18 protein-coding genes and 5 tRNA genes are annotated in these 22974 nt (G+C 62.1%); 22 read left to right on the top strand and 1 reads right to left on the bottom strand.

Annotated features, from left to right (window positions below):
* The first annotated feature begins 12 nt into the window (after nt 1-12).
* The 8 genes from ACVOLS_RS06120 (at nt 13) to ychF (ending at nt 6891) form a co-directional block, all read left to right on the top strand.
* Nucleotides 13-1695: a tetratricopeptide repeat protein gene (locus ACVOLS_RS06120; RefSeq protein WP_481544876.1), complete on the top strand. Its 1683-nt coding sequence runs from the start codon at nt 13-15 to the stop codon at nt 1693-1695.
* Nucleotides 1692-2351: a lipoprotein insertase outer membrane protein LolB gene (lolB, locus tag ACVOLS_RS06115; RefSeq protein WP_481544875.1), complete on the top strand. Its 660-nt coding sequence runs from the start codon at nt 1692-1694 to the stop codon at nt 2349-2351. Before ACVOLS_RS06120 ends, lolB begins: the two co-directional genes overlap by 4 nt.
* Complete coding sequence (gene ispE / locus ACVOLS_RS06110; RefSeq protein WP_481544874.1) at nt 2348-3226, top strand: 4-(cytidine 5'-diphospho)-2-C-methyl-D-erythritol kinase; 879 nt, start codon at nt 2348-2350, stop codon at nt 3224-3226. Before lolB ends, ispE begins: the two co-directional genes overlap by 4 nt.
* Before the next feature lie 3 nt (nt 3227-3229).
* Nucleotides 3230-3306: transfer RNA gene (locus tag ACVOLS_RS06105), tRNA-Gln, on the top strand.
* Between the two features lie 109 nt (nt 3307-3415).
* The gene (locus ACVOLS_RS06100) at nt 3416-4375 is read left to right on the top strand and encodes a ribose-phosphate diphosphokinase (protein ID WP_282267136.1); all 960 of its coding nucleotides are present in this window, start codon (nt 3416-3418) and stop codon (nt 4373-4375) included.
* A 105-nt stretch (nt 4376-4480) separates the two neighbouring features.
* Nucleotides 4481-5083 (top strand): 50S ribosomal protein L25/general stress protein Ctc, encoded by a 603-nt coding sequence (locus ACVOLS_RS06095; protein WP_346498822.1) that lies wholly within the window; start codon nt 4481-4483, stop codon nt 5081-5083.
* Between the two features lie 53 nt (nt 5084-5136).
* On the top strand, nt 5137-5715 hold the full coding sequence (pth, locus tag ACVOLS_RS06090; protein ID WP_481544873.1) for an aminoacyl-tRNA hydrolase: 579 nt from the start codon (nt 5137-5139) through the stop codon (nt 5713-5715).
* Nucleotides 5716-5799: 84 nt separating this feature from the next.
* Nucleotides 5800-6891, top strand: coding sequence for a redox-regulated ATPase YchF (gene ychF, locus ACVOLS_RS06085; protein WP_296252459.1), 1092 nt, complete (start codon nt 5800-5802; stop codon nt 6889-6891).
* Between the two features lie 650 nt (nt 6892-7541).
* Here the strand turns inward: ychF and ACVOLS_RS06080 are convergent.
* Nucleotides 7542-10337, bottom strand: a complete 2796-nt coding sequence (locus tag ACVOLS_RS06080; RefSeq protein WP_481544872.1) for a TonB-dependent receptor plug domain-containing protein — start codon at nt 10335-10337, stop codon at nt 7542-7544.
* A gap of 162 nt (nt 10338-10499) precedes the next feature.
* Here ACVOLS_RS06080 and ACVOLS_RS06075 point away from each other — a divergent pair, with 162 nt between their 5' ends.
* The 14 genes from ACVOLS_RS06075 (at nt 10500) to rpoB (ending at nt 22897) form a co-directional block, all read left to right on the top strand.
* Nucleotides 10500-11543 (top strand): cyanophycinase, encoded by a 1044-nt coding sequence (locus ACVOLS_RS06075; RefSeq protein ID WP_481544871.1) that lies wholly within the window; start codon nt 10500-10502, stop codon nt 11541-11543.
* Between the two features lie 182 nt (nt 11544-11725).
* Entirely contained in the window at nt 11726-12745 is a 1020-nt protein-coding gene (locus tag ACVOLS_RS06070; protein WP_481544870.1) for an isoaspartyl peptidase/L-asparaginase family protein, read from the top strand.
* 137 nt (nt 12746-12882) lie between these two features.
* A tRNA-Tyr gene (locus ACVOLS_RS06065) sits at nt 12883-12968 on the top strand.
* A gap of 28 nt (nt 12969-12996) precedes the next feature.
* Nucleotides 12997-13070: transfer RNA gene (locus ACVOLS_RS06060), tRNA-Gly, on the top strand.
* Nucleotides 13071-13108: 38 nt separating this feature from the next.
* A tRNA-Thr gene (locus tag ACVOLS_RS06055) sits at nt 13109-13184 on the top strand.
* 49 nt (nt 13185-13233) lie between these two features.
* Complete coding sequence (gene tuf / locus ACVOLS_RS06050; RefSeq protein WP_481544865.1) at nt 13234-14424, top strand: elongation factor Tu; 1191 nt, start codon at nt 13234-13236, stop codon at nt 14422-14424.
* Between the two features lie 104 nt (nt 14425-14528).
* A tRNA-Trp gene (locus ACVOLS_RS06045) sits at nt 14529-14604 on the top strand.
* Between the two features lie 50 nt (nt 14605-14654).
* Complete coding sequence (gene secE / locus ACVOLS_RS06040; RefSeq protein WP_481544869.1) at nt 14655-15065, top strand: preprotein translocase subunit SecE; 411 nt, start codon at nt 14655-14657, stop codon at nt 15063-15065.
* Between the two features lie 10 nt (nt 15066-15075).
* A complete protein-coding gene (nusG, locus tag ACVOLS_RS06035; protein ID WP_057630031.1) occupies nt 15076-15636 on the top strand; it encodes a transcription termination/antitermination protein NusG in 561 nt (186 codons plus the stop codon).
* 194 nt (nt 15637-15830) lie between these two features.
* On the top strand, nt 15831-16259 hold the full coding sequence (gene rplK / locus ACVOLS_RS06030; RefSeq protein ID WP_057630030.1) for a 50S ribosomal protein L11: 429 nt from the start codon (nt 15831-15833) through the stop codon (nt 16257-16259).
* A 4-nt stretch (nt 16260-16263) separates the two neighbouring features.
* On the top strand, nt 16264-16962 hold the full coding sequence (gene rplA, locus ACVOLS_RS06025; RefSeq protein WP_481544868.1) for a 50S ribosomal protein L1: 699 nt from the start codon (nt 16264-16266) through the stop codon (nt 16960-16962).
* Between the two features lie 465 nt (nt 16963-17427).
* Entirely contained in the window at nt 17428-17964 is a 537-nt protein-coding gene (gene rplJ / locus ACVOLS_RS06020) for a 50S ribosomal protein L10 (protein WP_296253869.1), read from the top strand.
* A gap of 63 nt (nt 17965-18027) precedes the next feature.
* Nucleotides 18028-18393 carry a 50S ribosomal protein L7/L12 gene (gene rplL, locus ACVOLS_RS06015; RefSeq protein ID WP_303749025.1) on the top strand — a complete coding sequence of 122 codons (366 nt, stop codon included), beginning with the start codon at nt 18028-18030 and terminating at the stop codon, nt 18391-18393.
* Between the two features lie 313 nt (nt 18394-18706).
* Nucleotides 18707-22897: a DNA-directed RNA polymerase subunit beta gene (gene rpoB, locus ACVOLS_RS06010; RefSeq protein ID WP_481544867.1), complete on the top strand. Its 4191-nt coding sequence runs from the start codon at nt 18707-18709 to the stop codon at nt 22895-22897.
* Nucleotides 22898-22974: the final 77 nt, after the last annotated feature.

The following is a 22974-nucleotide window of genomic DNA, read 5'->3' as shown; positions in this document are numbered from 1 at the left end:
CGGTTGCGTCAGATGCCCGTATTCAATCGCATATGCACCGTTCTGTTGCTTTCCCTGCCGGTTTTTCCGGTGCTGGCGGCCCCGGCTGCGCCGATTCGGGCGCCGTTGGCGGCTGAAGGCCTGCCGCTGACCCCGGTGCTGGCCGGTGAATTCTCGCTGCAGGCTGGCAAGTTGCCCGATGCCGCCCGCTGGTACCTGCAGGCCGCCCAGGAGGCCAAGGGCGACGTAGGCCTGGCTGAACGCGCCACCCGCATCGCCATGCTGGCCGATGACGCCGACCGTGCCGAACAGGCGCTGGCCCTGTGGGCGCAGCGCGACCCCGGCTCGGTAGCGGTGCGTGGCACCCGCGGCGCGCTGGCCATGCGCAATGGCGATGCCAAGCTGGCCCGCAAGGAATTGTTGGCGGTGTTGCGTTCACCTGAACCGCGCGCCTGGCGCTATGCGCTGCTGGCGCTGGCTACCGGTGGCCGTGACCCGGCGGTGCCGGCACAGGTACTGGGCATGCTGGTGGATGCCAATGCGATCCCAAATGACCTGGAGGCCTGGCAGGAATTTGGTCGGCTGGCCCTGCGCATGGAGAGCCCGGAACTGTCGCGGCGGATGGTGGGCGAGGTGGTCCGGCGCTTCCCGGATGAGCCGCGGGTGGCGCTGCTGCATGCTTCCCAGCTCAACCAGGCCGGCAGGAAGGACGAGGCGCTGGCCCTGCTCAAGGGCATCGAGCCCAAGGCCGAGAAGGACGACGAGCTGCGCGGTGCGCTGGCTATCGCCTACGACACGCTGGGTGAAACCGCGGCCGCCGAGCATGTGCTGTCGGTAGGTGAGCAGAACCTGCAGAGCTGGGGTATGCGAGCCTCGCTGCTGGCCAAACAGAAGGACGATGCCGGGCTGTTGGCGCTGTACCAGGACATCGCGGCCAAGGCCAGCAAGCCCGATCCGGACCAGCGCCTGCTGCTGGGCAAGATCGCCGAATACCTGAAGCGCTACCAGGAGGCCGTGGATTGGTATCACGGCGTGCCCGGTGGCGAGCATCGCGGTGAGGCGCAGCTGCGTGCGGTCAATGCGCTGCACCTGATGGGTGACAAGACGCGGGCTGCCAAGGAAGTGCAGGCGGTGCAGGCCGATGCCTCGCTGGACGACGATGTGCGCCGCGACGCCTATCTGCTCGAATCCGAGCTGCAGCTGCGTGATGGTGAAACCAAGGCTGAGTTCGACGTGCTGGCGCGTGGCCTGGCCGCGTTCCCGGATGACAGTGCCTTGCTGTACGCCCGCGCGCTGGCCTGGGAGCGCAATGACAATGTGCCGCGCGCCGAGGCTGACCTGCGCAAGGTACTGGTTGCCGAGCCCGAGAACGTGGCTGCACTGAATGCGCTGGGCTACACCCTGGCGGACCGCACCCAGCGCTACCAGGAGGCATTGGAGCTGATTGACCGTGCGCGCGTGGCCGAGCCGGACAATGCCGCCATCGTCGACAGCTACGGTTGGGTGTTGTATCGCCTGGGCCGCAACGACGAGGCACTGGTGCATCTGCGCCGCGCCTGGACCTTGAACAAGGACCCGGAGATCGCTGCGCACGTAGGCGAAGTGCTGTGGGTGCTGGGACAGAAAGATGAAGCCCGGCGCTACTTCGACGAGGCCCGCAAGCTGGATCCGGACAACCGCGCGCTGCAGCGTGCGATCGAAAAGTTGGGTGTATGAACGTAATGATGTGGCGGGCGCCGTTGGCGCTGCTGGTGGTAGGTGCGCTCGCGGCCTGCGGTTCGGTGCCCAAGCGTCAGGCGGCGCCGGTAGCGGCGGAAGTGGCGCAGGTGTCCGCGCAGGCACAGGCGGCGGAGCAGCAACGGCAGGCGGCCTTGCAGGCGCAACTGAACTGGTCGTTCCAGGGGCGGGTGGCGATCAGCAAGGGGCGCAACGGCGGCAATGGCCGGATCGACTGGCTGCAGCAAGGGCCGGCCTACCAGGTCAGCCTGGCCGCGCCGGTTACCCGCCAGAGCTGGCAGCTCAGTGGTGGTGAGCCCGGGCAGGCGGTGCGTCTGGAAGGGCTGGAAGGCGGCCCGCGCACGGCCGATGACGCCGGCCAGCTGCTGTTGCAGGCCACTGGTTGGGAAATCCCGGTCGCCCAGCTGGCGGAGTGGGTGCGTGGTCTGCCCAGCGCCGGCGCCAGCCCGGAGCACCTCGGTTTCGACGCCGAAGGTCGGCCGCGGGTGCTGCGCCAGCAGGGCTGGCAGGTGGATTACCTGGATTGGTACCCGGCCGAGGCGGGGCGTCCGTCGCTGCCGCGCCGGATCGAGGCGGTCAATGGCGATGCCAAGGTTCGTCTGATTGTGGATGAATGGGGTACGGACGCAGCATGAGCACCGTTGACGATGCTGCGGGCTGGTCGTACTGGCCGGCTCCGGCCAAGCTGAATCTGTTCCTGCATATCACCGGCCGTCGCGCTGACGGTTACCACGTGCTGCAGACCGTATTCCGGCTGCTGGATTGGGGCGATCGTATCGGCCTGCGTCTGCGTGAAGACGGTCAGGTGCGCCGCGATGGCCCGTCCGTGGCAGGCGTTGCCGAGGCCGATGACCTGGTGGTTCGTGCGGCTATCGCGCTGAAAAATGCCACCAATTGCGATCAAGGTGTCGATATCCGGGTCGATAAGCGGATTCCGGCCGGCGGCGGCTTTGGTGGCGGCTCCTCCGATGCGGCAACCGTGCTGGTGGCGCTGAACGCGCTATGGGGCACCGGCCTGGACGAGGATGCGCTGGCAGCGCTTGGCGTGCGTCTGGGCGCCGATGTACCGGTATTTGTGCGCGGGCGCAGCGCCTGGGCCGAGGGCGTGGGCGAATTGCTGACCCCGATTGAATTGCCGGAAGCATGGTATTTGCTGGTGGATCCGGGGGTTCATGTGCCCACGGCTGAACTTTTCCGTTCACAGCATTTGACGCGGGATGCCAAGCCCGTGAAAATAGCGGACTTCGCTTCCGGGACCGTCCTCGGAAATGCGTTCGAGCCGGTACTACGGCGCCAGGAACCCGCCATCGAGGCGACGTTCCAGGCCTTGTCAGGTATTGGTCGGGCACGACTCACGGGGTCGGGAAGCGGTTGTTTCGTCGAGTTCGCCACACGCGCTGCTGCAGAGCAGGCTTTGGCGGAGTTGCCGTCGCAACTGCGAGCTTGGGTGGCTGCGGGTGTTGATCGCTCGCCACTGCTCGATGCGCTGGAAACGACGGGAATTGTTTGATGCAGGGGCGTCGCCAAGAGGCCCAAGGCACCAGGTTTTGATCCTGGCATTCGTAGGTTCGAATCCTACCGCCCCTGCCACACACTCCCAACGCTGTAAGCGCAATGGATGTGCGCCTGCCACACCTGCGCCATCACTGCAGTACTCACGTTTCCATTTTGCTACTCGCCCCCGCCCGAGAGAGCTGTCATGCAAGATTCCCCGAACCTGCTGGTCTTTTCCGGCAATGCCAACAAACCTCTTGCACAGAGCATCTGCAAGGAACTCGGGGTAAGGCCGGGCAAGGCGCTGGTTTCCAAGTTCTCCGACGGTGAAGTACAGGTCGAGATCCAGGAAAACGTGCGCAAGCAGGACGTTTTCGTCGTTCAGCCGACCGGTGCTCCGAGCGCCGAGAACCTGATGGAACTGCTGGTGATCATCGACGCGCTCAAGCGTGCGAGCGCCGCGTCCGTCACCGCGGTGGTGCCGTACTTCGGTTACGCCCGCCAGGATCGCCGCATGCGCTCCTCGCGCGTGCCGATCACCGCAAAGGTTGCTGCAAAGATGTTCTCGGCCGTGCACACCGACCAGATCCTCACGGTCGACCTGCACGCCGATCAGATCCAGGGTTTCTTCGACATGCCGGTCGATAACGTCTATGCGTCGCCGCTGTTGCTGGCCGACATCTGGCGCGTCTACGGCACCGACAACCTGATCGTGGTCAGCCCGGACGTAGGTGGCGTGGTACGCGCCCGCGCCGTGGCAAAGCGCCTGGATGATGCCGACCTGGCCATCATCGACAAGCGCCGCCCGCGTGCCAACGTTGCCACCGTGATGAACATCATCGGTGACGTTGAAGGCAAGACCTGCGTGATGGTCGACGACATCGTCGACACCGCCGGCACCCTGTGTGCTGCCGCTGCTGCCCTCAAGGCGCGCGGTGCACTGAAGGTCGCCGCGTACTGCACCCACGCCGTGCTCTCGGGCCCGGCGGTGGACAATTTGAACAACTCCCAGCTCGATGAGCTGGTGGTGACCGACACGATTCCGCTTTCCGAAGTGGCCCGCGTCTGTCCCAAGATCCGCCAGATCAGCGTGGCCGAAATGCTGGCCGAGACGATGCGTCGCATCGCCTTCGGTGAGTCGGTCAGCTCGATGTACGTGGATTGATGGATCCGGTCCCCGGTTTCTCCGGGGATCACAACAGGCTCTTCTGGTCGCGGAAGAGTCTTTACGCAGCGCCGCGAGGCGGTGCAACAACCTAGAGTAGTCAACATGGCAAAGTCCCACGAAATCAAAGTCGCCCGTCGTGACGTGCAAGGTCAGGGTGCGAGCCGCCGCCTGCGTCATGCCGGTGTGGTCCCGGGTATCGTTTACGGCGGTAACAAGGAGCCGGTGAAGGTCGAGTTCAACCACAACGAGATCTGGCTGGCCCAGTTCAACGATTGGTTCTACTCCTCGATCATCGACCTGAACCTCGACGGCACCATCCACAAGGTGCTGCTGCGTGACATGCAGCGTCACCCGTACAAGCAGCTGGTCATGCACCTGGATTTCCAGCGCGTGAACGAAAATGAAGTGCTGCACGCTTCGGTGCCGCTGACCTTCATCAACGAAGACACCTCGCCGGCTGGCAAGGCTGCCGACGTGCTGGTCACCCACGAACTGAAGGAAGTGGCGATTGCCTGCTTGCCGAAGGACCTGCCGGAGTCGATCGAAGTCGACCTGGGCGAGCTGAAGGCTGGCGACATCATCTACCTGTCGGGCCTGAAGCTGCCGGCTGGCGTGGAAATTCCGGCACTGAAGCTGGGCAAGGGCCATGACGACGCAGTTGTCATCGCCAAGACCGCCGCTGCAGAAGAAGCAGCAGCCGAGTAATCGGCTATGTTGCGCCCGCTCTCCGGAGCGGGCGCAGCAGGTGTATCTGACAGATGACTGGCTTGCGATTGATCGTTGGTCTCGGCAACCCCGGACCCGAACACGCCCGAACCCGGCACAACGCTGGGTTTCATTTCGTTGAGGCCCTGGCAGAGCGGCAGGGTGCGCGCTGGGCGCTGGAAAGCAAATTGTTTGGCGAAGTCGCCAAGGTCGAGATCGCTGGGCAGCCGGTATGGCTGTTGAAGCCGGCGACCTACATGAATCTCGCCGGTAAATCGGTCACCGCCGCGCAGCGGTTCTGGAAGATCGAGCCGGAAGAAACCCTGCTTGCACACGACGAACTGGACATGCCGCCCGGCGTGGCCCGGCTCAAGTTTGACGGCGGTCATGGTGGCCAGAATGGCCTGCGTGACACCATCCGTCTGCTCGGTCATGGCAAGTTCCACCGTCTGCGTCTTGGCATCGGCCATCCCGGTCACAAGGACCGCGTTGTGGGTTGGGTGCTGGGCCGTCCGTCGCCGGACGACGCGGTGCTGATGGCGCAGGCCATCGATGCGGCCATCGACGTGATGCCGTTGGCGGTAGCTGGCGATTTCAGCGAAGCAATGAAGCGGTTGCACACCACCAAGTGAGCGAAAAATGGGGAATGGGGAATGGAACGGCAACAGGCCCTTCCGCTTCTCCATTCCCGATTTTCCATTCACGGGAGTTCAAGCATGGGTATCAAATGCGGCATCGTCGGTCTGCCCAATGTCGGCAAGTCGACCCTGTTCAATGCGCTGACCAAGGCGGGTATCGCTGCGGCCAACTTCCCGTTCTGCACGATCGAGCCGAATACCGGCGTGGTGCCGGTGCCGGATCCGCGCCTTGATGCGCTGGCGGCAATCGTCAAGCCGGAGCGGGTGATCCCGACCACGATGGAGTTCGTCGACATCGCCGGTCTGGTCGCTGGTGCCTCCAAGGGTGAAGGCCTGGGCAACAAGTTCCTCGCCCACATCCGCGAGACCGACGCCATCGCCCACGTCGTGCGTTGCTTCGAAGACGGCAACGTCATCCACGTGGCCAACAAGGTCGACCCGATCGCTGATATCGAAACCATCGATACCGAGCTGGCGCTGGCCGACCTGGAATCGGTGCTGAAGGCATTGGATCGCGCCACCCGCGCGGCCAAGGCCAACGACAAGGAAGCGCTGGCCCGCAAGCCGGTGCTGGAAAAGCTGGCTTCGGCACTGGATCAGGGCAAGTCGGCGCGTGCCGCCGGCCTTGATGCCGATGAGAAGGCGCTGATCCGTGACATGTTCCTGATCACGCTGAAGCCGCTGATGTACATCGCCAACGTCGCTGAAGACGGTTTCGAGAACAATCCGCTGCTGGACGTGGTGCGCGCACGCGCCGCGGCCGAAGGCGCCGAAGTGGTGCCGGTGTGTGCGGCCATCGAAGAAGAAATGGCGCAGCTGGATGACGCCGACCGCGACGAGTTCCTCAAGGACCTCGGTCTGGAAGAGCCGGGCCTGAACCGCGTGATCCGTGCCGGCTACAAGCTGCTCGGCCTGCAGACCTACTTCACCGCAGGTGTGAAGGAAGTCCGCGCATGGCAGTTGCGTGCCGGTTCGACCGCGCCGCAGGCAGCAGGCGTGATCCATACCGACTTCGAGCGTGGCTTCATCCGCGCCGAAACCATCAGCTACGAGGACTTCATCAACCTCAAGGGTGAGCAGGGCGCCAAGGAAGCCGGCCGCCTGCGCCTGGAAGGCAAGGACTACATCGTCAAGGAAGGCGACGTGCTGCATTTCCGCTTCAACGTCTGATCCCAGCGACGTTGCTGCAGCAACAAGGCCCCGCATTGCGGGGCCTTGTTGTATGTAGGGTTTGATGTGTGGCCAATAATTCGCCATGTTTTCGAAACCGTTGCGGCGCAAGGCCTGCGCACAGTTGTCCACAGCCTTCTCCATTCATTGCGCACAGCGGTTGTGGAGAAATACCAATGCCCGGCGCTTGCTTGTGGGAGCGGCATACGCCGCGAAGCTGGCATAGCTGAAGCATCGAGCAACTACGCAACCTGATGATGTACGAGCTTCGCGGCTCACGCCGCTCCCACAAGATGGGCGTGGCAGCTGCTTTGTAGGAGCGGCATAAGCCGCGGAGCTTGCATAGCTGAAGCTCAGGGCATCTACGCAACCTGATGGTGCATGTGCTTCGCGGCTTACGCCGCTCCTACCAAAAAAAAGCCGCATGCCTTCGTTGTGGTGCATTGGCTAAAATTTCACCGCCATTCTGAAAGCATTGCAGCGCAAGGCCTGCACGCAGTTGTCCACAGTCTTCTCCATCCATTGCACACAGTGGCTGTGGAGAAAAAGCCCGTAGCCTCCGGAATGTCGGTCAGTGGTAGCACCAAGGGACGCACAAACAACAAGGCCCGCCGATGGCGGGCCTTGTTGGCAATGCATGGGGCCAGGCCTTACAGCGCCTTGCCGCCCAACTTCCAGGTGAGCTGCAGGTAGTAGCTGCGGCCCATGCTGTCGAACCACGAAGTGTCGTAGTACGGGTAATTCGACCAGGTCGGGTCCTTCGGCGGCATCTTGTCGAACAGGTTGTTGACCGACAGCGACACCCGCAGGTGATCAGTGATGTCGTAGCGGGCGCCGGCGTTGAAGCGCCAGGTTGCTTTGGTCCATGCGTCGTTGTCGTAGTTGGCGACCTTGCCCAGGTAGTTGCCGAACAGGCTGGCGCCCCAGGCACCCTTGTCCCAGCTCACGCCCAGGTTCGACTTCACCCGCGGCAGCGTGGTGGCGCTGAAGCTGACATCGAGCATGTCTTCCTTCGGGTCGCCGGGGAACTGCTGGCGGGTGTGGCGATGCGTCCAGTTGTACTGGCCGGTGAAGCTGAAATCGCCTGCGTTCGCGGTCTGCAGACGGTAGTTGGCGGCCACGTCGATGCCCGAGGTTTCCTCGTTGGCGATGTTGATCGGTCCGAAGCGAACGCTGGTGATGGTGCCATCACCGTCGCGGATCACGCGTGCCAAGGCATCCACGCAGGTGGGCGAGTTGATGTCGACGGCCGCGCCACTGTCGGTGCTGCCCAGGCGGCAGTTGGCTTCGGTGATGCGAAGCAGCTCGCGGTCCTGCGTCTGCACCTGGTTCTCGATCTGGATCTTGTAGTAATCCACCGCCAGATCGAAGTTGGCCACGGGTGACCACACGAAACCAGCCGAGAACGATTTGCTGGTTTCCTCATCCAGGTTCATGTTGCCGCTGTAGACGTCGAACGTGCTGACGTCGTAGTCGCCAAGGTCGCCGGCGTAGCATTCGCCGTCTGTTGCTCCGGTGTTGTCCGAACGGCAGGCCAGGTAATCGGTGGCGGCGCGGGTGCGGTAGTAGTCGTTCCCGGCAAACAGGTAGTGCATGTCCGGTGCACGGAAACCGGTGCCGTAGGAACTGCGCAGCAACAAGGTGTCCAGCGGACGCCACTCCAAGCCGGCGCTGTAGGTGAACTTGCCCGGGTTCTTGTTGCCGAAGCTGTAACGGTCATAGCGCCCGGCCACGCTTGCCTGCAGGGTCGACGCCAACGGCACGCGCAATTCGCCGGCCGCACTCCAGTGGTCTCGGTCGCCATGGCCATCGCCGTAGCGCGGGCCGTAATAGGCGTCTTCGGTCAATGCCAGTGGATCGGGGTTGATCTCATAGGACTGCTTGCCGTATTCCACAGCGCCTGCAAAGCCGACATCGCCAGCGGGCATCGAGAACAGCGATGAGTTGTCGACCGTGAAGCTGAGGTTGTCGTTCTTGGCTTCCGGGCGGAACGTGGACATTGCAGCGATCGAGGCAAATTCGGCCTGGGTCAGCGGCGTGAACAGCCGCGCCGGATCCGGGGCGTAGATCGCGTAGCCATCATCGTCGTAGCCCTGCAGTTCGCCCAGGAACAGACGATTGGCCGCGGCTGCCTTGATGCGCGGCATTTTTACGTCAGCCTTGTACTGTGAGTGGTTGTAGGCGGCTTCCCAATTCCATTCCTCGGCGAACATGCCCTTGAGGCCGGTAGTTACCGCAAACGTCTTCTGGGTGGTGGTGTTCATGCGGTTTCTAAGGCCGCCCACTTCCTCTGGGCTGAACTGGCGTGCCCAGTTCTCTTTGTTTCCAGTCGTGGCGTTGTAGAAGATCTTGTTGCGGTAGTTGTTGGTCGAGTTCGGGTCGTGGAACTCCCAGCCCATATGGTCGCTGGCGACATCATTGCCGTTGGTGCCGGTCAGCAGCTTGACCTTCTGCTGGCCAAGCTGGACATCGGCAAACCACGACAGCGCATCATTGAAGCGGTACTCGAACGAACCATAGGCATTGAAGCCTTTGCGCTCATTCTGGATGGTGCGATAGGCAATGGCGCGTTCGCTGCCGCAATACGGGCCGTAGTCGTTCTCGGCGAGGACGGTGGTGCCGCCGTTGAGGCCGGCCATCGCCGCGCAATTGTCGGCCGGGGCGATGTTTTCGTCGTCGTCCCAGTTCTGCAGCTGCGCGATGAGGCGCGGCAGCTGGCGTTCTGCAGCAGGCGAATCCAGCGTCGAATCCTGCACGCTGCGGTCGGTGCCCCACAGGGGGCGCTTGTTGATCAGTTCAACGCCGACGATGCCGCTGAACTTGTCCTGCTCAAAGCCGGTGGTGATCGTCAAATTTTGCGATGAGCCACCGCCCCGGCTGGTGTCGCCAAAGCGGTAGTCGAAGGTGGTGCCATCGGTGGACTTCTTGAGGATGAAGTTGATGACGCCGGCCATGGCGTCCGAGCCGTACACCGCCGAGGCGCTGCCGGTAAGCACTTCAATCCGGTCGATCATGCCCAGCGGGATGTTGCCGACATCGGTGAAGTTGCTGCGGCCATTGAGCGGCAGCGGGAAGTCGGCGATGCGTCGGCCATTGACCAGTACAAGGGTGTGGTTGGGCCCAAGGCCGCGCAGATCGACTGCCTGTGCGCCAGGCGTGGACTGGGCGCCAGTGGTGTTCTGCTGTCCCTGCGTGCTGCCGCTGTTCTGGCTGAGCGAGCGCAGTACGTCCGGCACCGAGGTGAAGCCGGCGGATTTGATCTGCTCAGCCGTCACCACGGTGACCGGTGCCGGGCCTTCTACCTGGGCGCGCGGGATGCGCGAGCCGGTGACCTGCACCGTGTCGAGTTGTTGCGGTTGGCCCTGGGTGGCGGTCTGCGCCAGGGCGGGGGCGGCCATCGACAGCAGGGCCAGTTGGATTGAACACACCATTGCGTGCTTACGCATGAATCAGCTCTCTGATGAAAAGTGTCCGGATTTGTCCTGTCGGCATGTAGGGGAATGCCGGTCAACCCTGTCTGTAATGTGAATGGGGTCACTGCATCTAACACCTTTTTTACACGCTTGACCACTGCCAGAAAGTCTGGCATTACAGCTGTAAGCGATTACATGGATCGGGTAGAGGGCGCTATGAAACGTAAGAGTTCCTGGCTGGGGCGAGTGGTCCTGGCTATCGCGGCTATTGCTGCGGGGGGCGTGGTCCACGCCGAGGATTCGCGCGGCATCAGTGCTGCCGGCTACCGCTACTACGAAGTGGGTGATCTGGATGCGCCGCGCCCGGGCAAGACCGAGGCGGCGATGATGTTGATGGGTGGCGGTGATTGGGTGCCGGAAGCCTTCCACTGGTGGGTTGAGCGGGCGGGGCACGGCCGCGTGGTGATCCTGCGCGCCTCCGGCGACGACAACATGCAGAAGGAGCTGTACTACGACATCGGCGGCGTCACCGCGGTGCAGACGCTGGTGTTCGACAGCCGCAAGGCGGCCGATGATCCGGCCGTGCTACGCGTGGTGCGTGGCGCAGATGCGATTTTCATCGCTGGTGGTGACCAGTCGCGCTACATCCGCTTCTGGAAGGGCACCGAGCTCAACAAGCTGCTCAATGAACATGTCCGCGCGGGCAAGCCGATTGGTGGCACCAGTGCGGGCTTGGCCATCCTTGGTGGCTATTCCTATGGCGCGCTGGATGGCGGCAGTGTCAATTCGCCGACTGCGTTGAGCGACCCGATGGGCAGCGAGGTAACCATGGATCGGGATTTCCTGACCATGCCCTACCTCTCCAACGTCGTGACCGATACGCATTTTGCCAAGCGCGACCGTTTGGGGCGGCTGATCGTGTTCGTCGCCCGCGCTGCCCAGGACAAGGGCCAGGACGACATCGTCGGCATCGGCGTGGATGAGGACACCGCGCTGTGTGTGGAGGCCGATGGGCGTGGCCGGGTGTACTCGCTGGTCGATGGCTATGCATGGCTGGTGATGCCGCGTCGCACGGCTGATCGCCTCAGCAATGGTGAGCCGTTGGAATTCAGTTCGGTTCCGGTCACGGGCGTGGGCGCGGGTAGTCGCCTGCATCTGGATGGCTTCAAGGTCGACAATGCCGCCTTCACCGCGATGGCCAGTGTCGTTGATGGCGAGCTGGAGCTGCATCCCAACTGAGTACGTGAGAGCAACCGATCAAAGGGGCTTCGGCCCCTTTTTTCGTTGGCGCCGATGCTGCGGGGCGGTGGTGGTGGCGCGGCTCCGGCTGGAACCGGGGAGGGACCACCTGCTGCTTTGGATACTGTTCAGAGTGGCTGGCACCTGCCTAGAATCGGGCTTCCATTCGGGAGTGAAGAAACATGAAGCTGACTTCTGCAGTACTGCTGGGCCTGGCGTCGCTGTCCTCGGGAGCTGCCACGGCAGCCGAGGTCTCTCCCTTGCTGGTCATCCACGGCGGGGCAGGGGTGGAGCGCAAGGATTTCAGTGCTGCAGAAGAGCGTGCCGCCCGCGCGGCATTGACCGAAGCGCTGCGCCAGGGTCATCAGGCATTGGTCGCGGGCAAGCCCGCACTGGATGCGGTGACCGCCGCGATTACCGTGCTGGAAAACGATCCGACTTTCAACGCGGGCCGGGGCGCGGTGTTCACCCATGACGGCAAGAATGAGTTGGATGCCTCGTTGATGGATGGCGCCACGCTGCGCGCCGGTGCCGTCGCCGGCGTGCATACCGTCAAGAACCCGATCCTGTTGTCGCGCGCGGTGATGGAGCATTCGCCACATGTGATGATGGTGGGGCAGGGCGCGGAGATGTTTGCCGCCGAGCAGAAGATCGAACTGGTGGATCCGTCCTACTTCCGTACCGAGAAGCGCTGGGAGCAGTTGCAGCGTGCATTGAAGGAAGAGGTGGCAGGGCAGGCGCATGCCGATCTGGAAACCGCCAAGCATTTCGGCACCGTTGGTGCGGTTGCGCTGGACAACCAGGGCAAGCTTGCCGCGGGCACGTCCACGGGTGGAATGACCAATAAACGCTATGGACGTGTTGGTGATTCGCCGATCATCGGTGCTGGTACCTATGCCAATGATCAGTGCGCGGTTTCAGGCACGGGCTGGGGCGAGTACTACATCCGTCTGTCGGTGGCGCATGAGATATGTGCACGCATGAAGTACTTGAAGGAAACACCGATGCAGGCCGGTGATGAAGTGATCGTCAAGCGCATCCCGGAGCTCGGTGGTGATGGCGGCGGCATCGTGTTGTCTGCTGATGGCAAGGCTGCGATGCCGTTCAATACGGAAGGCATGTATCGCGGTTGGATTGGCGCAGATGGTGTGCCGCACGTGGCGATTTTTGCGGACGAAAAGATTAAGATGCCCGGCGAGTGATCGGCGCCGCCGATGCCGAAAAAGAAATTTCACCGAATGTGAAGATTTCTGTTGACAGCATCGGCGCTGATCACCAAAATAGCGAGCTCACCCACCCCTGACCGGCAAGGCCGCGGTCCTCGACAAGGGAGTGGAATGGAGGGATACCCAAGCGGCCAACGGGGGCAGACTGTAAATCTGCTGGCTTACGCCTTCGGTGGTTCGAATCCACCTCCCTCCACCAGTTTTATGTTGTGACGTGTTTTCCCGGTGCGGGAGTAGTTCAACGGTAGAACCTTAGCCTTCCAAGCTAATGGTGCGGGTTCGATTCCCGTCTCCCGCTCCATTGAACGAAACGAAAAAACACGGCATAATAGACAACTCGCTCACGTAGCTCAGTCGGTAGAGCACCTCCTTGGTAAGGAGGAGGTCGAAGGTTCGATTCCTTTCGTGAGCACCATCTTTCGCAGATAGTGCACAACTAACCCTGTTACCGAGAAGAAGCAGCCATGTCCAAGAGCAAGTTCGAGCGTACCAAGCCGCACGTCAACGTCGGCACCATCGGCCACGTCGATCATGGCAAGACCACGCTGACTGCCGCGCTGACCAAGATCGGTGCAGAGCGCTTCGGTGGCGAGTTCAAGGATTACTCCTCGATCGACGCCGCACCGGAAGAGAAGGCTCGTGGTATCACGATCTCGACCGCGCACGTTGAGTACGAATCTGCTTCGCGTCACTACGCCCACGTGGATTGCCCGGGCCATGCTGACTACGTCAAGAACATGATCACCGGTGCTGCCCAGATGGACGGCGCGATCCTGGTCTGTTCGGCTGCTGACGGTCCGATGCCGCAGACCCGCGAGCACATCCTGCTGTCGCGTCAGGTCGGCGTGCCGTACATCGTCGTGTTCCTGAACAAGGCCGACATGGTTGACGATGCCGAGCTGCTGGAACTGGTCGAAATGGAAGTCCGCGAGCTGCTGAGCAAGTACGACTTCCCGGGCGACGACACCCCGATCGTGCACGGTTCGGCTCGTATGGCGCTGGAAGGCGACCAGAGCGACATCGGCGTGCCGGCCATCCTGAAGCTGGTCGATGCACTGGATAGCTGGATCCCGACCCCGGAGCGTGACGTCGACAAGCCGTTCCTGATGCCGGTGGAAGACGTGTTCTCGATCTCGGGCCGCGGCACCGTGGTGACCGGTCGTATCGAGCGCGGCGTGATCAAGGTCGGCGAAGAAATCGAAATCGTCGGTATCCGTCCGGTCCAGAAGACCACCGTCACCGGCGTGGAAATGTTCCGCAAGCTGCTGGACCAGGGTCAGGCAGGTGACAACGCCGGTCTGCTGCTGCGCGGCACCAAGCGTGACGACGTCGAGCGTGGCCAGGTTCTGGCCAAGCCGGGTTCGATCAAGCCGCACACCCAGTTCGAAGCCGAAGTCTACGTTCTGTCGAAGGACGAAGGCGGCCGTCACACCCCGTTCTTCAAGGGTTACCGTCCGCAGTTCTACTTCCGTACCACCGACATCACCGGTGCGGTTGAGCTGCCGGAAGGCGTCGAGATGGTGATGCCGGGCGACAACGTGAAGATGGTTGTCACCCTGATCAACCCGGTGGCAATGGACGAAGGTCTGCGCTTCGCAATCCGCGAAGGTGGCCGTACCGTCGGCGCCGGCGTGGTCGCCAAGATCGTCGCTTAATAAGCCTGTAGCGCCAGCAGTGACTGCTGTTGGCGGCGCGGATGGCGGGCCGGGTACCTCGGTCCGCCTTCGCCGTCTAAGGTGACGTGTAATAGTCAAGTTTTACGCCAGTAGCTCAATTGGCAGAGCAGCGGTCTCCAAAACCGCAGGTTGGGGGTTCGAGTCCCTCCTGGCGTGCCATTTGCAACTCTCTATCCAGTGACCTTGGTCGCACCAGCTACAAGAGTCGGATGAACAGCAAGATCGAACATTCCAAGCCCGCCGCGTCTTCTGGTGGCGATATCGTCAAGTACGTCGGCGCTGCGCTGTTGGTGCTGGCTGGTTTGTTTGTCTGGTTCTGGTTTGCCGATCAGCCGCGTACTGCCCAGCTGGGTGCATGGGCCGGCCAGTGGCGTGCGCTGGCAGTGGTTTTGGGTCTGGTGGCCGGTGGTGCAGTATTCATGCTGACCACGAAGGGCCGTCAGACAATCGAATTCCTTTCTGAATCCCGTTTCGAGCTGCGCAAGGTTGTGTGGCCGACCCGCCAGGAGGCTATCCGCATGACGTGGGTGGTGGTCGTGGTGGTGATCGTGCTGAGCCTGCTGCTGGGTGGCTTTGACTTTGTGATCCAGAAGCTGACCCAGTGGTTCCTGGGTCGTTAAGGAGATATCTGTGAAGCGTTGGTACGTCGTTCACGCCTATTCAGGTTTTGAGAAGTCGGTTGCGCAGGCATTGCGTGATCGCATCGCGCGTGACGAGATGCAGGAGCTTTTCGGTGATGTGCTGGTCCCCACGGAAGAAGTGGTGGAAATGCGCGCAGGCCAGAAGCGCCGCTCCGAACGCAAGTTCTTCCCCGGTTACGTGCTGGTCCAGATCGAAACCCACGAAGAAGCCGGTATCCCGCGCATCGACAACGAAAGCTGGCATCTGGTCAAGGAAACCCCGAAGGTCATGGGTTTCATTGGTGGCACTGCCGACCGTCCTCTGCCGATCCAGGACAGCGAAGCCGCTGCCATCCTGAATCGCGTTCAGGAGGGTGTCGAGAAGCCGCGTCCGAAGGTGCTGTTCGAGCCGGGCCAGATGGTCCGTGTCACCGAAGGCCCGTTCAACGATTTCAACGGCGTTGTCGAAGAAGTCAATTACGAAAAGAGCCGTCTGCGCGTCTCGGTGCTGATCTTTGGTCGCGCCACCCCGGTCGAGCTTGAGTTCGGCCAGGTCGAGAAGGCGATCTAAGGCGTTGCACGCCACCTGTTCAGGTGGCATCGCAAAAAGCTGCTACAATTTTCGGCTCCCCAATGCGGGAGCAAATCAAGGGCTGCCGCGAGGTGGCCTTTGGTGCGATTTCACAACGCGATGCCGGGACGCGTGATTCCCGGTCCGATGGGGAGCCTGTTGTCGCAAGGCGCTAGCACCCGGAGAGCACTCTAATGGCAAAGAAAGTTGTCGGTTATATCAAGCTGCAGGTAAAGGCCGGTCAGGCCAATCCCTCGCCGCCGGTCGGTCCTGCGCTGGGTCAGCGTGGCCTGAACATCATGGAATTCTGCAAGGCGTTCAACGCTGCCACGCAGAAGCTGGAACCGGGTCTGCCGGTGCCGGTGATCATCACGGCCTATTCGGACCGTACGTTCACCTTCATCACCAAGAGCACCCCGGCGACCACGCTGCTGAAGAAGGCCGCTGGCATTTCTTCGGGCTCGAAGAAGCCGAACACCGACAAGGTGGGCAAGGTAACGCGCGCGCAGCTGGAAGAAATCTGCAAGGCGAAGGAGCCGGATCTGACGGCTGCAAGCCTTGACGCCGCCGTACGTACGATCGCGGGTTCTGCCCGTTCCATGGGCCTGGTGGTAGAGGGTTAATCTGATGGCACAGACCAAGCGTGAGAAGGCCATCAAGGCCGCTATCGTCCCGGGCAAGGCATACGCCTTCGAGGACGCAATCAACATCCTGAAGACCGCCACCAAGGCCAAGTTCGTCGAGTCGATCGACGTGGCCGTGCGTCTGGGCGTGGATGCCAAGAAGTCCGACCAGCAGGTGCGCGGTTCCACCGTGCTGCCCGCCGGTACCGGCAAGTCGGTCCGCGTTGCCGTGTTCGCTCCGGCCGGTGCCAAGGCTGACGAAGCCCTGGCCGCTGGCGCTGAAGCCGTCGGCATGGACGACCTGGCTGAGAAGATGCAGGCCGGCGATCTGAACTATGACGTCGTCATTGCTACCCCGGACGCGATGCGCGTTGTCGGTAAGCTGGGCACCCTGCTGGGCCCGCGTGGCTTGATGCCGAACCCGAAGGTCGGCACCGTTTCGGCCAACCCGGGCGAAGCCGTCAAGAATGCCAAGTCGGGTCAGGTGCGTTACCGCACCGACAAGGCCGGCATCATCCACTGCACCATCGGCAAGGCCAGCTTCGAAAACGGCGCGCTGCAGTCGAACCTGCAGGCACTGCTGGTTGACCTGATCAAGGCCAAGCCGGCCACCTCGAAGGGCCTGTACCTGCAGAAGGTGTCGGTCAGCTCGACGATGGGCCCGGGCGTGACTGTTGACCAGTCCTCGCTGAGCCTGAAGTAATTGTTTGAAGCGGCCTCGGTACCTCTGGTGCCGGGGCCGTCATTTTGAAGGCGTCGCGCAGGGTGACCTGCGTGGAGCCGTCAAAGACCGCAGGCGCGGTCAGCGCATACCGGCGACGGGCACGGAAGCTCGATTTGGCAAGGAGTCGCCGCCGGCACAGCGAGATCGCTTAATCGATTCGTTCTCGGATCACCCTGCGTAGATGGTGCCGCCCTTCTGGATTTTTCTGGTTCACGTATGTCTGGGTTCGCCCAGGTCTGCACACTCCAGCTCTAGAACGGCCACCACCGGAACATCACCCGATGTTCCCGGCGTCCAGGACGGATGCCGCCCAGGACCGCACACGGCTAGGAGCCGTAAGCGGAATATGTTTGAAGTGGAGATTGGAAGTTCGAGATTTACAGGCGTGGAAACCCGCTTGCGCTGATCCCGGATCACCGATTCCCGCTTAAACGGAGGAGTGCAATGGCTCTCAATCTGTCCCAGAAGCAAGAAGTAGTCGCCGAGCTGGCAGACGTCGCCGCCAAGGCCCACTCCTTGATCGCAGCCGAATACGCTGGCACCACGGTCGCTCAGATGACCGCGATGCGTAAGCAGGCCCGCGAAACCGGTGTTTTCTTGAAGGTTGTCAAGAACACGCTGGCCTCGCGCGCCGTTGAAGGCACCGATTTCGCAGTTGCAAAAGACCAGATGGTTGGTCCGCTGCTGTATGCGTTTTCGCTTGAGGAGCCCGGCGCAGCCGGTCGCCTGATCAAGGATGCAGCCAAGGGTAACGACAAGCTGAAGGCGAAAGTCGTGGCAATCGGCGGGGAAGTTTTCCCGGCCAGCCACGTCGACGTGCTGGCATCGTTGCCGACCCGTGATCAGGCCCTGGCCATGTTGGCCCGCGTCCTGACCGAGCCGGTCACCATGTTCGCCCGCGCCGTCAAGGCTATCGGTGAGAAGCAGGAAGGTGGCGCAGCGGAAGCTGCAGCGCCGGCCGCTGAAGCTGAAGCCGTCTAAGTTCGACGTCCACGTGGTTCCGCAAGGAACCTCAATCCAGAAAATTTTCAAAAGGTAATCAAAATGTCCCTTACCAATGATCAGATCGTCGACGCGATCGCCGAAAAGTCCCTGATGGAAGTGATGGAGCTGGTCAAGGCCATCGAAGAGAAGTTCGGCGTGTCGGCTGCTGCCCCGGTTGCAGTTGCTGCTGCTGGCCCGGCTGCTGTCGTTGAAGAGCAGACCGAATTCAACGTCATCCTGAAGGATGCCGGCGCGAAGAAGGTCGAAGTGATTAAGGCCGTCCGCGCCATCACCGGCCTGGGCCTGAAGGAAGCGAAGGACCTGGCTGAAGCCGGCGGCGTCGTGAAGGAAGGCGCTTCGAAGGAAGACGCCGACAAGTTCAAGAAGGAACTGGAAGCCGCCGGCGCGACCGTCGAGCTGAAGTAATCAGTTCTTGCATCGTCATCGATTCACGGCGATGCAGCCAAGGCTGGGGGCGTAAAGCCCCCGGCCTTTGGTCGTTTCAAACCGTTGTAATGCCGGGCGTGCCTGGCAGGCAATAGAAAGACCAACGTGGCAGGTGTCAGGCGCTGCGCTCCAGACGATGGGGTGACCCGCAGCCGATACAAGCGAGTTGGCAGTTGGAAGTAGCAATAGAAGGCGTGCTGGTGCCGGCAATACCAGCGACTTCCAACTGACAATTTCAAGATTTCCTTACGGGTCGTGGACGCACGGCTCGCACAACAAGGTGGAAGACCTCATGACGTCCTATTCGTACACCGAAAAAAAGCGCATCCGCAAAGATTTCGGCAAGCAGCGCTCGATCCTCGAGGTGCCGTTCCTGCTCGCGATCCAGGTTGATTCGTACCGCGAATTCCTGCAGGAAAACATCGACCCGGCCAAGCGCTCCGACCACGGCCTGCATGCTGCGCTGAAGTCGGTGTTCCCGATTTCCAGCTACAGCGGCAATGCTGCCCTGGAATACGTCGGCTACAAGCTGGGCGACCCGGTGTTTGACGAGCGCGAGTGCCGCCAGCGCGGCATGAGCTACGGCGCGCCGCTGCGCGTCACTGTGCGTCTGGTCATCTACGACCGCGAATCGTCCACCAAGGCGATCAAGTATGTGAAGGAGCAGGAGGTCTATCTGGGCGAAATCCCGTTGATGACCGACAACGGCACCTTCATCGTCAACGGTACCGAGCGCGTCATCGTGTCGCAGCTGCACCGTTCGCCGGGCGTGTTCTTCGACCACGACCGTGGCAAGACCCACAGCTCGGGCAAGCTGCTGTACAGCGCCCGCATCATTCCGTACCGCGGTTCCTGGCTGGACTTCGAGTTCGACCCGAAGGACGCACTGTTCACCCGTATCGACCGTCGCCGCAAGTTGCCGGTGTCGGTGCTGCTGCGTGCGCTGGGCTACAACAACGAAGAGATGCTGGCCGAGTTCTTCGAGGTCAACACCTTCCACATCAACCCGGACGAAGGCGTGCAGCTGGAGCTGGTGCCGGAGCGTCTGCGTGGCGAAACGCTGAACTTCGACCTGGCTGACGGCGACAAGGTCATCGTGGAAGCTGGCAAGCGCATCACCGCGCGCCACATCAAGCAGCTGCAGGCCTCGGGCATTGCTGCGTTGGCCGTGCCGGACGATTACATCGTCGGCCGCATCCTGTCGCACGACGTGGTTGATGCCAACACCGGTGAACTGCTGGCCCAGGCCAACGACGAAATCAGCGACGAGCAGCTGCAGAACTTCCGCAAGGCGGGCGTTGATGCAGTGGGCACGCTGTGGGTGAACGATCTGGATCGTGGCCCGTACCTGTCCAACACCCTGCGCATCGATGGCACCAAGACCCAGCTCGAAGCGCTGGTCGAAATCTATCGCATGATGCGTCCGGGCGAGCCGCCGACCAAGGACGCCGCGCAGAACCTGTTCCACAACCTGTTCTTCACCTTCGAGCGCTACGACCTGTCCACGGTTGGCCGCATGAAGTTCAACCGTCGTGTCGGCCGCAAGGAAGTCACCGGTGAGTCGGTGCTGTATGACCGCAAGTACTTCGGCGAGCGCAACGACGAGGAATCCAAGCGCCTGGTCGCCGCACACGGCGAAGGCTCCGACATCCTTGACGTGATCAAGGTGCTGACCGAGATCCGCAACGGTCGCGGCGTGGTCGATGACATCGATCACCTGGGCAACCGTCGCGTGCGTTCGGTCGGTGAAATGGCCGAGAACGTGTTCCGCGTGGGCCTGGTCCGCGTCGAGCGCGCGGTCAAGGAGCGCCTGTCGATGGCCGAGTCGGAAGGCTTGACCCCGCAGGAACTGATCAATGCCAAGCCGGTTGCTGCCGCGATCAAGGAATTCTTCGGCTCCTCGCAGCTGTCGCAGTTCATGGATCAGAACAACCCGCTGTCGGAAGTGACGCACAAGCGTCGCGTCTCGGCGCTGGGCCCGGGCGGCCTGACCCGCGAACGCGCCGGCTTCGAAGTCCGCGACGTGCACCCGACCCATTACGGCCGTGTCTGCACCATCGAAACGCCGGAAGGCCCGAACATTGGCCTGATCAACTCGTTGGCCGTGTTCGCACGCACCAACAAGTACGGCTTCCTGGAAACCCCGTACCGCAAGGTGCATGACGGCAAGGTCTCCGACGAGATCGAGTTCCTGTCGGCCATCGAAGAAAACGAGTACGTCATCGCCCAGGCCAACGCCCTGACCGATGCCAAGAACATGCTCACCGAGCAGTTTGTACCGTGCCGCTTCCAGGGTGAGTCGCTGCTCAAGCCGCCGGCAGAAGTCCACTTCATGGACGTCTCGCCGATGCAGACCGTGTCGGTCGCTGCGGCACTGGTTCCGTTCCTGGAGCACGATGACGCAAACCGCGCACTGATGGGCGCCAACATGCAGCGCCAGGCCGTGCCGACCCTGCGTGCGCAGAAGCCGCTGGTGGGTACCGGTATCGAACGCGCCGTGGCGCGTGACTCCGGTGTGACCGTGAACGCACTGCGTGGTGGCGAGATCGTGCAGATCGACGCCGGCCGCATCGTGGTCAAGGCCAACGAGAACGAGATCACCGATCCGGCAGATGCCGGCGTGGATATCTACAACCTGATCAAGTACACCCGTTCGAACCAGAACACCTGTATCAACCAGCGTCCGCTGGTGAACGTGGGTGACGTGATCGCGCGCGGCGACGTGCTGGCCGATGGCCCGTCCACCGATATCGGTGAACTGGCGCTGGGTCAGAACATGCTGATCGCCTTCATGCCGTGGAACGGCTACAACTTCGAAGACTCCATCCTGCTGTCCGAGCGTGTGGTGGAAGAGGATCGTTACACCACGATCCACATCGAAGAGCTGACCTGCGTTGCGCGTGACACCAAGTTGGGGCCGGAGGAAATTTCCGCCGACATCCCGAACGTGTCCGAGCAGGCGCTGAACCGTCTGGACGAATCCGGCGTGGTGTACATCGGTGCGGAAGTGCGCGCCGGCGACATCATGGTTGGCAAGGTCACGCCGAAGGGCGAGAGCCAGCTGACCCCGGAAGAGAAGCTGCTGCGCGCGATCTTCGGCGAGAAGGCTTCCGACGTTAAGGACAGCTCGCTGCGCGTTCCGCCGGGCATGGACGGCACCGTCATCGACGTGCAGGTCTTCACCCGCGACGGCATCGAGAAGGACAAGCGCGCACGCCAGATCGAAGAGAACGAGATCAAGCGCGTCAAGAAAGACTTCGACGACCAGTTCCGCATCCTGGAAGGCGCCATCTACGCACGTCTGCGTTCGCAGATCGTGGGCAAGGTCGCCAACGGCGGCGCCAACCTGAAGAAGGGTGACGTTGTTTCCGATGCGCTGCTGGACGGCCTGAAGAAGTCCGACTGGTTCACCCTGCGCATGAAGGACGACGATGCGTCCGACGCCATCGAGCGTGCCCAGATGCAGATCCAGGCACACGAGAAGGAATTCGAGCGTCGCTTCGCCGACAAGCGCGGCAAGATCACCCAGGGCGACGACCTGGCACCGGGCGTGCTGAAGATGGTCAAGGTGTTCCTTGCCGTGAAGCGTCGCATCCAGCCGGGTGACAAGATGGCAGGCCGCCACGGTAACAAGGGTGTGGTCTCCAACGTGGTGCCGGTCGAAGACATGCCGTACATGGCTGACGGCAACACCGTGGACATCTGCTTGAACCCGCTGGGCGTGCCGTCGCGTATGAACATCGGCCAGATTCTGGAAGTGCACCTTGGTTGGGCCGCAAAGGGTCTGGGCAAGCGCATCCAGGGCATGCTGGAACAGCAGCGTGCGGTCAGCGAACTGCGTGAGTTCCTGGGCAAGATCTACAACCATGACTCGGCCGTGTCCGAGCAGCGCGTGGACCTGTCCCAGTTCAGCGACGAAGAGCTGCTGAACCTGGCCAAGAACCTGACCGACGGCGTGCCGATGGCAACCCCGGTGTTCGACGGCGCGGCGGAAGAGGAAATCCGCGAGATGCTGAATCTGGCCTACCCGGATGAAGCACCGGAAACCGCTCGCCTGGGCTTCAACGCCAGCAAGACGCAGATGCAGCTGTATGACGGCCGCACCGGCGAAGCCTTCGACCGCAAGACCACGGTTGGCTACATGCATTACCTGAAGTTGAACCATTTGGTCGACGACAAGATGCATGCCCGTTCGACCGGTCCGTACTCGCTCGTTACCCAGCAGCCGCTGGGCGGCAAGGCGCAGTTCGGTGGTCAGCGCTTCGGTGAAATGGAAGTCTGGGCACTGGAAGCCTACGGCGCGGCCTACACCCTGCAGGAAATGCTGACGGTGAAGTCCGATGACGTACAGGGCCGTAACCAGATGTACAAGAACATCGTCGACGGTGAGCACGAGATGGTTGCGGGCATGCCGGAATCCTTCAACGTTTTGGTGAAGGAAATCCGCTCGCTGGCCATCAACATGGAACTGGAAGGCGGTTGATTGCGCAGGCGCTGCTGCAGTGATGCAGCAGCGCCGCCAGCACTGACTGACAGCCCATCGACACAGATTTCCTCCTT

Source organism: Stenotrophomonas sp. STEN038 (genome assembly GCF_056759895.1).
This window is presented reverse-complemented; position numbering and strand designations above follow the sequence as displayed.

What these genes read in the sequence shown, in the direction of transcription:
- ACVOLS_RS06095 (WP_346498822.1), top strand. Translation starts at nt 4,481, where the DNA reads ATGGCAAAGTCCCACGAAATCAAAGTCGCCCGTCGTGACGTGCAAGGT.
- lolB (WP_481544875.1), top strand. Translation starts at nt 1,692, where the DNA reads ATGAACGTAATGATGTGGCGGGCGCCGTTGGCGCTGCTGGTGGTAGGT.
- tuf (WP_481544865.1), top strand. Translation starts at nt 13,234, where the DNA reads ATGTCCAAGAGCAAGTTCGAGCGTACCAAGCCGCACGTCAACGTCGGC.
- rpoB (WP_481544867.1), top strand. Translation starts at nt 18,707, where the DNA reads ATGACGTCCTATTCGTACACCGAAAAAAAGCGCATCCGCAAAGATTTC.
- pth (WP_481544873.1), top strand. Translation starts at nt 5,137, where the DNA reads ATGACTGGCTTGCGATTGATCGTTGGTCTCGGCAACCCCGGACCCGAA.
- rplJ (WP_296253869.1), top strand. Translation starts at nt 17,428, where the DNA reads ATGGCTCTCAATCTGTCCCAGAAGCAAGAAGTAGTCGCCGAGCTGGCA.
- ACVOLS_RS06100 (WP_282267136.1), top strand. Translation starts at nt 3,416, where the DNA reads ATGCAAGATTCCCCGAACCTGCTGGTCTTTTCCGGCAATGCCAACAAA.
- ispE (WP_481544874.1), top strand. Translation starts at nt 2,348, where the DNA reads ATGAGCACCGTTGACGATGCTGCGGGCTGGTCGTACTGGCCGGCTCCG.
- secE (WP_481544869.1), top strand. Translation starts at nt 14,655, where the DNA reads ATGAACAGCAAGATCGAACATTCCAAGCCCGCCGCGTCTTCTGGTGGC.
- ACVOLS_RS06080 (WP_481544872.1), bottom strand. Translation starts at nt 10,337, where the DNA reads ATGCGTAAGCACGCAATGGTGTGTTCAATCCAACTGGCCCTGCTGTCG.
- ACVOLS_RS06070 (WP_481544870.1), top strand. Translation starts at nt 11,726, where the DNA reads ATGAAGCTGACTTCTGCAGTACTGCTGGGCCTGGCGTCGCTGTCCTCG.
- rplL (WP_303749025.1), top strand. Translation starts at nt 18,028, where the DNA reads ATGTCCCTTACCAATGATCAGATCGTCGACGCGATCGCCGAAAAGTCC.
- ychF (WP_296252459.1), top strand. Translation starts at nt 5,800, where the DNA reads ATGGGTATCAAATGCGGCATCGTCGGTCTGCCCAATGTCGGCAAGTCG.
- rplA (WP_481544868.1), top strand. Translation starts at nt 16,264, where the DNA reads ATGGCACAGACCAAGCGTGAGAAGGCCATCAAGGCCGCTATCGTCCCG.
- rplK (WP_057630030.1), top strand. Translation starts at nt 15,831, where the DNA reads ATGGCAAAGAAAGTTGTCGGTTATATCAAGCTGCAGGTAAAGGCCGGT.
- ACVOLS_RS06075 (WP_481544871.1), top strand. Translation starts at nt 10,500, where the DNA reads ATGGATCGGGTAGAGGGCGCTATGAAACGTAAGAGTTCCTGGCTGGGG.
- ACVOLS_RS06120 (WP_481544876.1), top strand. Translation starts at nt 13, where the DNA reads ATGCCCGTATTCAATCGCATATGCACCGTTCTGTTGCTTTCCCTGCCG.